Genomic DNA, 6,309 nt, shown 5'->3' on the forward strand with positions numbered 1-6,309 from the left:
TGTATAAGAGACAGGGCCGGTACGGCCGCACAGACCGGCACGTCGGGACCGGCGGCCGACTGGCGTGAGCTGCTGTCGGTCTCCGTCGGCAGCCTCGTCGAGGAGTCGCTGCGCACTCTGCCCCCGGCGGCAGTGCCCGAGCGCCCCCGTCCTCTCCCCGGGCGTCTGGGCGCACTGCTCCCTGACCGCCTCCACACATGGCGGCGGATCGGGCGGTCCGATGTGCGGCCCTCCGTCCACCTCGGGTACGCGCGGCAGATCCTGACCGAGTGGGGCTGGCAGAACACCCCGTACCGGCTGCGTAACGCCCGGGGTGCGCGCTGCCTGTGCGGGGCCATGCTGACGGCACACCGGCTGGGGTACGGCTCACTCGAAACCGTGGACCGGGCCGGTGCCTGGCTGATCACCGAACTCCGCTCCCAGGGCTGGACCGGTCTGATCGGCCCCTGGAACCGGCAGCCGGGGCGAACGGCGTCGGACGCCCTGTCCCTGCTCGACGCCACAATCCGACGGGCGTCACTGGCCGGGCACTGATCCGCCCCGCCCTGCGCGCAGGCGCCCGTCACCGGTGCCGGACAGCCGGGCCGGACGCCGTAGTGGCTTCCACGGAGCCCGTGCGCGGGGCCGGATCGGCGCGTCCGCCGGCCGCCCGCGGATCCCCGGACACCCCCGCCCGAGCCGCCGGTACGCTCAGAAGGTTTCGTCCAGCCCTTCCGTGTCCTCCCCCTCCGCGTCGAGCGCCTGTCGCACCACCCGCAGGGCCATCCCCTCCCCGTATCCCTTCCGCGCGAGCATCCCCGCCAGCCGGCGCAGTCGTTTGTCGCGGTCCAGGCCGCGGGTGGAGCGCAGCTTGCGGTCCACGAGCGCCCTGGCGGTCTCCTCCTCCTGTTCGGAGTCGAGCTGCCCGACCGCCTCGTCGATCAGCGCCGGGTCCACGCCCTTGGTGTGCAGTTCCCGCACGAGAGCACGCCTGGCCAGTCCTCTGCCGCGGTGCCGGGACTCGACCCAGGCGTCCGCGAACGCGGCGTCGTCGATCAGCCCGACGTCCTCGAAGCGCGACAGCACCTCCTGAGCCGCCTCGTCCGGGACATCCCGCTTACGCAAGGCGTCCGCGAGCTGCTTCCGGGTACGCGGGGTCCCGGTCAGCAGCCTCAGGCAGATGTTCCGCGCCCGCTCGGCCTGATCCAGCGGCTCCCCCTTCCCGGCCCTCGACGAGAGGGGGGAGCCGCCGTCTCCTGAGCGGGAACGGGACCTGCGCCCCGCCCCTTGGCCGGACCCGGCCCCCGCACCGGGCCCGGAGGCTTCCTCGGCTGTCTCCGCGGCGGACTCACGGCCGACGGCACCCGCGTCGGCGCCGGGCCACTCCGTACGACGCGTCACGGCCTAGCTCTTGGCCGCCGCGGCCTTGGCCGGCTTGGCCTTGGCCGCCGGAGCGGGCACCGTCTTCGCCGCCGGGTCCGCCGTGGCTCCGGCCGCCACCGCCGCATCGGCCGTGGACTCCGCCGCCGGGTCCTCCGGCCGGACCCCGACGCCGAGCTTCTCGAGGATCTTCTTCTCGATCTCGTTGGCCAGGTCCGGGTTGTCCTTGAGGAAGTTGCGGGCGTTCTCCTTGCCCTGGCCCAGCTGGTCGCCCTCGTAGGTGTACCAGGCGCCGGCCTTGCGGACGAAGCCGTGCTCCACACCCATGTCGATCAGTCCGCCCTCACGGCTGATGCCCTGGCCGTAGAGGATGTCGAACTCGGCCTGCTTGAACGGCGGCGCGACCTTGTTCTTGACGACCTTGACGCGGGTGCGGTTGCCCACGGCGTCGGTGCCGTCCTTGAGCGTCTCGATGCGCCGGATGTCCAGTCGCACGGAGGCGTAGAACTTGAGCGCCCGGCCACCGGTCGTGGTCTCCGGCGAGCCGAACATCACACCGATCTTCTCGCGGAGCTGGTTGATGAAGATCGCGGTGGTCTTGGACTGGTTGAGCGCGCTGGTGATCTTACGGAGCGCCTGGCTCATCAGACGGGCCTGCAGACCCACGTGGGAGTCACCCATCTCACCCTCGATCTCCGCACGGGGGACCAGGGCCGCGACGGAGTCGATGACGATCAGGTCCAGCGCACCGGAGCGGACCAGCATGTCCACGATCTCCAGCGCCTGCTCGCCGTTGTCCGGCTGCGACAGGATGAGGTTGTCGATGTCGACGCCGAGCTTCTTCGCGTACTCCGGGTCCAGCGCGTGCTCCGCGTCGATGAACGCCACCGACCCGCCGAGCTTCTGGGCGTTCGCCACGGCGTGCAGCGTCAGCGTCGTCTTACCGGACGACTCCGGCCCGTACACCTCCACCACGCGGCCACGCGGCAGGCCGCCGACGCCGAGTGCGACGTCGAGCGCGGTCGACCCCGTGGGGATCACCTCGACCGGCTCGTTCGGCCGCTCGCCGAGGCGCATCACCGCGCCCTTGCCGAATTGGCGTTCAATCTGTGCGAGCGCGGCGTCCAACGCCTTCTCGCGGTCGTTTCCTGCCATGGGTTCCACCCGATTTGCTTGTGTCGATCGCTTCACGTCAACGACGCTAACCCCTGCCACTGACAATGGGCCTCGGCGTCCTCCCGGCCTGTGGAAAACTCCACGGCCGGGGACCGGGAAAACAGCGGCCGGACACCCATATGAATGGATGTTCGATTTTGGTGTCAAGCGCGCCACACGCGTCCCGCGCCCGCGGAGCCCGGCTGCCGGACTCCGGTCCGCAGGTGGTGGGGGGTCGCGTCGCGGCCGTTCCGGCTGCACCGGCACGGTGGCCGGTGCCGACGTCGGCACTCCCGGCCGCTTCGGTGACACATCCGATCGCTAGGACCGGAAGCGTGCACTCTCCCCTGAGACGCGGAGCAGGAAGTCTGTGATCGGGGCCCCTCCGTCGCCGGGGACGAGCACGAGTCCTGCTTCATGAATCGCCTCGTCGGCAGCCAGAGCGCCACCCTCGTCACCGCGCCTCCACGCATCCCGCGAGGCGTCGAACAGCGGGCGGACTGTTTCCCAGGCAGAAGCAGGCTCGAAGCGGCAGTCGGCCCAGAACATGTCGACGCCTTCGAGCGTCAGCGTCCCGATGAGCGCGTCCCCCCGCCTGAGCTGCCACCTCTGCGCCATCATGACTTCGCCTCCCCTGGCGGAGGAAGAACTTCCCCCCTGGTGGAAGAAGAACTTCAACGTCCCCGTCCGTGCAGGTCGGATCGCTCACCTGCGACGGCACAGGATGACACGGGCCGGCGCCCTCATCCGGCGGACGGGCTCCGAGGTGGTCCGGAGAGGCGGCCGCCGGGCCCTCGGCGACCGGGACGGCGTGACGCCGCCGCCCGCACCGGTCCGCCACCGCCCCTCACCGCCGTCCCTCCCCCGTCGCGCCGCCACCACCGTCAGCGCCGTCCGCGCCGGGTCCCTCGCCGACGCCGGAGGCGTCGTCACCGAGGTCGTCCGCCCGCCCTCTGCCCGTCACCGCGCGGTGGAACCGCGACAGCACCGGCTCGCCGCGGCGCCAACGGCGCCCGCCCGTCACCCTCGGATCGTCCGTGACGTCGTAGCGCTTCACGTACGCGCCCAGGAAGGCCTGGAGGGTCGCCACGGCCGGAATGGCGACCAGCGCCCCGACCGCGCCCATCAGCGCCGTTCCGGCGATGACCGAGCCGAAGGCGACAGCGGGGTGGATGTCGACCGTCCTGGAGGTGAGCTTCGGCTGGAGCATGTAGTTCTCGAACTGCTGGTAGACCACGACGAACACGAGCACCCACACCGCGTACCAGGGATCGACGGTGAAGGCGATCAGCATGGGCAGCGCACCCGCCAGATAGGTGCCGATGGTGGGGATGAACTGGGAGACCAGGCCCACCCAGACGGCGAGCGCCGGTGCGTAGGGCACGTCGAGGAAGACCAGCAGGACGTAGTGCGCGACACCCGAGACGAGAGCCATGAGACCGCGCGAGTAGAGGTAGCCGCCGGTCTTGTCGACCGCGATCTCCCAGGCCCGCAGCACCTCGGCCTGCCGGGCGGGCGGCAGTACGGAGCACAGCGCACGCCTCAGACGGGGACCGTCGGCGGCGAAGTAGAACGAGAACAGGAAGATCGTCAACAGCCGGAAGAGCCCGCCGAGCACCGTCGTGGAGACGTCGAGCACTCCGGTGGCGCTGTTCTGGACGTACTTCTGCAGCCAGTCGGAGTGCAGCAGGCTGTCCTGGACGCCGACCCGGGACAGTTCGGTGTGGAAGGTCTGATTGCTCCAGTTGATCACCGAGTCGAGGTACTTGGGGAAGTCCTCGATCATGGTGGCGATCTGCCCGGCGAGCATCGAGCCGAGCAGCACGACGAAGCCGACCCCCGCGATCATCACGGCCAGGAACACCACGAAGGTCGCGAGCCCACGGCGCATCCCCCGGTCCGCCATGCGTCCGACGGCGGGCTCGACGGCGAGGGCGAGGAAGAAGGCGATGACGATGTTCGTCAGCAACCCGATGAGCTGGTAGAACGCCCAGCTGCCCAGTTGGAAGCACCCGTAGAGCGCCAGGGCCATGATCATCGCGCGCGGCAGCCACCCCGGCATACGCCCCGGGCCGGGGCCGGGCTGCTCAGGTGGCACGGTCGGCGGTGCGGCGGGCGGCGGGTTCTGCGCGGTCTCGTCTGTCGGTGCCACGGCACAAGTCTCGCCTACCGCCGGACGGGCCGGCCGCGTGCCCCGGGGCCGGAGGCCGAGGTCCCGGGTTTCAGCGCCTCTCCGGGGGAATCCCCACCGCGGAGCAGACCCCGCGCCAGACGTCCTTGGTCTCCCAGCCCGCGGCCAGCGCCTCGTGGACCGTACGGCCACCGAGTTCGGCCATCACGTGATCACGGGCGAAGGAATCCGCGTAGGCCTCACCGAAGTGATCGGCCATCCGCTCCCAGAAAATCGTCAACCGCATGCGTCCAGTATCCCGCTCCTGCGAGTGCAGCCGAGCCGGTGCGCCCTGCCGGCCGCGGTTTCCCCTCTACCGTCGGTCCATGGCTGGAACCGGAGCACCCTCACTCGCCCGCGCCGAGCAGTTCGTCTGGCTGACGGCACGCGTCCTGGAACAACGGCGGTTCGCCCACCTCTTCCTGGGCGGGAGCGCGGACGCGGTCGAGGCCGCCCTCACCGCCTACCTGAACGAGGACGGCGGCTACGGTCACGCGCTGGAACCCGATCTCCGGGGGCCCGTGAGCCAGCCGCTGCACACCGCCCACGCGCTCAGCGTCCTCGACTCGATCGGCCGGTGCGCCGGGCCGCGGGTGGAGCGGATCTGCCGCTACCTGACCGAGGTGTCGACCAAGGAGGGCGCGCTGCCCGCGCTGCACCCCTCGCAGCGCGGGTACCCCGCCGCTCCCTTCATCCCCGTCGTGGACGACCCGCCCGCGGAGCTGCTGGCGACCGGCCCGGTGGTCGGGCTGCTGCACCGCAACGAGGTGTGGCACGCGTGGCTGTTCCGGGCCACCGACTTCTGCTGGGCCGCCGTCGACGCGCTGGAGCGGTCCCATCCGTACGAGATCGAGGCGGCCGTGGCCTTCCTGGACGGTGTCCCGGACCGGGCGCGCGCCGAGGCCGCCGCCGACCGGCTCGGAGACCTGGTGCGCGGGCAGGGCCTCGTGGTGCTGGACCCGGCGCGCCGGGCGGAGTACCCGGTAGCGGCCGGTTACGCCCCCGGGGAGCACCACTTCCCGTACGACTACGCGCGCACACCCGGGTCGCTCGCGCGCCGCTGGTTCAGCGAGGAGGAGATGGAGCGCTCCCTGGACCGGCTGGCCGCCGAGCAGCGGGAGGACGGAGGCTGGCCGGTCAGCTGGCGGCGGTGGGCGCCCGGGACCGAGCTGGAGGGGCGCCCCCTCGTGACCCTGAGGGCCTTGCAGACCCTCAGGGCCTACGGGCGCGGCCTGCGCTGAGAGGCCTACGTCACGGCGCGCACGCCCGCCGTGACGACGACGGCCGCGCCGACGACGACCAGGAAGGGAGCCCGCAGGGCGAGGGCGAGGGCGGCGGCGGCGAGCCCTGCCGCCCTGGCGTCCAGCACCAGGTGCTGTCCGTCGCCGAAGGTCTGCTGGGCGGTGAGGGCGGCGAGCAGGGCGACCGGCAGGAGCGCGGCCAGCCGCTGTACGACAGGGCGTTCCAGCACCCCCGCGGGCATCAGCAGTCCCATGAGTTTGGCGAGATAGCAGCCCGCCGCGGTGAGCCCGATGGCGATCCAGATGTTCACCGGCCCTCCCGGGGCTTCGTCGTGGGCGCGGTCGCGTCCGGGGTGCCGTTCCTGCCGCGTCTCTTATACACAT

The 6,309-nt window shown here is 71.5% G+C and carries 8 protein-coding genes; 2 read left to right on the forward strand and 6 right to left on the reverse strand.

The annotated features are described in order from the left end of the window. Window positions 1-534: DUF6197 family protein (locus tag IH13_RS0102835; protein WP_063837387.1), on the forward strand; the 534-nt coding region annotated here is incomplete at its 5' end. Window positions 535-690: 156 nt separating this feature from the next. On the opposite strand, the gene recX is transcribed toward IH13_RS0102835, so the two are convergent. The 5 genes from recX to IH13_RS0102860 all read right to left on the reverse strand — a co-directional run bounded on the left by recX (window position 691) and on the right by IH13_RS0102860 (window position 4,931). Further along, window positions 691-1,380 carry a recombination regulator RecX gene (gene recX, locus IH13_RS0102840; RefSeq protein WP_031080770.1) on the reverse strand — a complete coding sequence of 230 codons (690 nt, stop codon included), beginning with the start codon at window positions 1,378-1,380 and terminating at the stop codon, window positions 691-693. Between the two features lie 3 nt (window positions 1,381-1,383). Beyond that, window positions 1,384-2,514 (reverse strand): recombinase RecA, encoded by a 1,131-nt coding sequence (gene recA, locus IH13_RS0102845; protein WP_031080772.1) that lies wholly within the window; start codon window positions 2,512-2,514, stop codon window positions 1,384-1,386. Between the two features lie 321 nt (window positions 2,515-2,835). Further along, complete coding sequence (locus IH13_RS0102850; RefSeq protein ID WP_234433197.1) at window positions 2,836-3,192, reverse strand: hypothetical protein; 357 nt, start codon at window positions 3,190-3,192, stop codon at window positions 2,836-2,838. Window positions 3,193-3,361: 169 nt separating this feature from the next. Further along, window positions 3,362-4,576 (reverse strand): AI-2E family transporter, encoded by a 1,215-nt coding sequence (locus IH13_RS0102855; protein ID WP_031080775.1) that lies wholly within the window; start codon window positions 4,574-4,576, stop codon window positions 3,362-3,364. Between the two features lie 160 nt (window positions 4,577-4,736). Continuing rightward, window positions 4,737-4,931, reverse strand: coding sequence for a DUF3046 domain-containing protein (locus IH13_RS0102860; RefSeq protein ID WP_031080776.1), 195 nt, complete (start codon window positions 4,929-4,931; stop codon window positions 4,737-4,739). A 79-nt stretch (window positions 4,932-5,010) separates the two neighbouring features. Between IH13_RS0102860 and IH13_RS0102865 the strand changes: the two genes are divergently transcribed. Beyond that, on the forward strand, window positions 5,011-5,925 hold the full coding sequence (locus tag IH13_RS0102865; RefSeq protein WP_031080777.1) for a hypothetical protein: 915 nt from the start codon (window positions 5,011-5,013) through the stop codon (window positions 5,923-5,925). Window positions 5,926-5,930: 5 nt separating this feature from the next. Here IH13_RS0102865 and IH13_RS0102870 read toward each other — a convergent pair whose 3' ends face one another. Beyond that, window positions 5,931-6,236, reverse strand: a complete 306-nt coding sequence (locus IH13_RS0102870; protein WP_031080779.1) for an AzlD domain-containing protein — start codon at window positions 6,234-6,236, stop codon at window positions 5,931-5,933. Between the last annotated feature and the right edge of the window lie 73 nt (window positions 6,237-6,309).

The organism is Streptomyces sp. NRRL WC-3549 (genome assembly GCF_000721935.1).
Classification (GTDB): Bacteria; Actinomycetota; Actinomycetes; order Streptomycetales; family Streptomycetaceae; genus Streptomyces.

Coding starts and splice junctions, on each gene's coding strand:
- recA (WP_031080772.1), bottom strand. CDS start 2,514: ATGGCAGGAAACGACCGCGAGAAGGCGTTGGACGCCGCGCTCGCACAG.
- IH13_RS0102860 (WP_031080776.1), bottom strand. CDS start 4,931: ATGCGGTTGACGATTTTCTGGGAGCGGATGGCCGATCACTTCGGTGAG.
- IH13_RS0102855 (WP_031080775.1), bottom strand. CDS start 4,576: ATGCCGGGGTGGCTGCCGCGCGCGATGATCATGGCCCTGGCGCTCTAC.
- IH13_RS0102865 (WP_031080777.1), top strand. CDS start 5,011: ATGGCTGGAACCGGAGCACCCTCACTCGCCCGCGCCGAGCAGTTCGTC.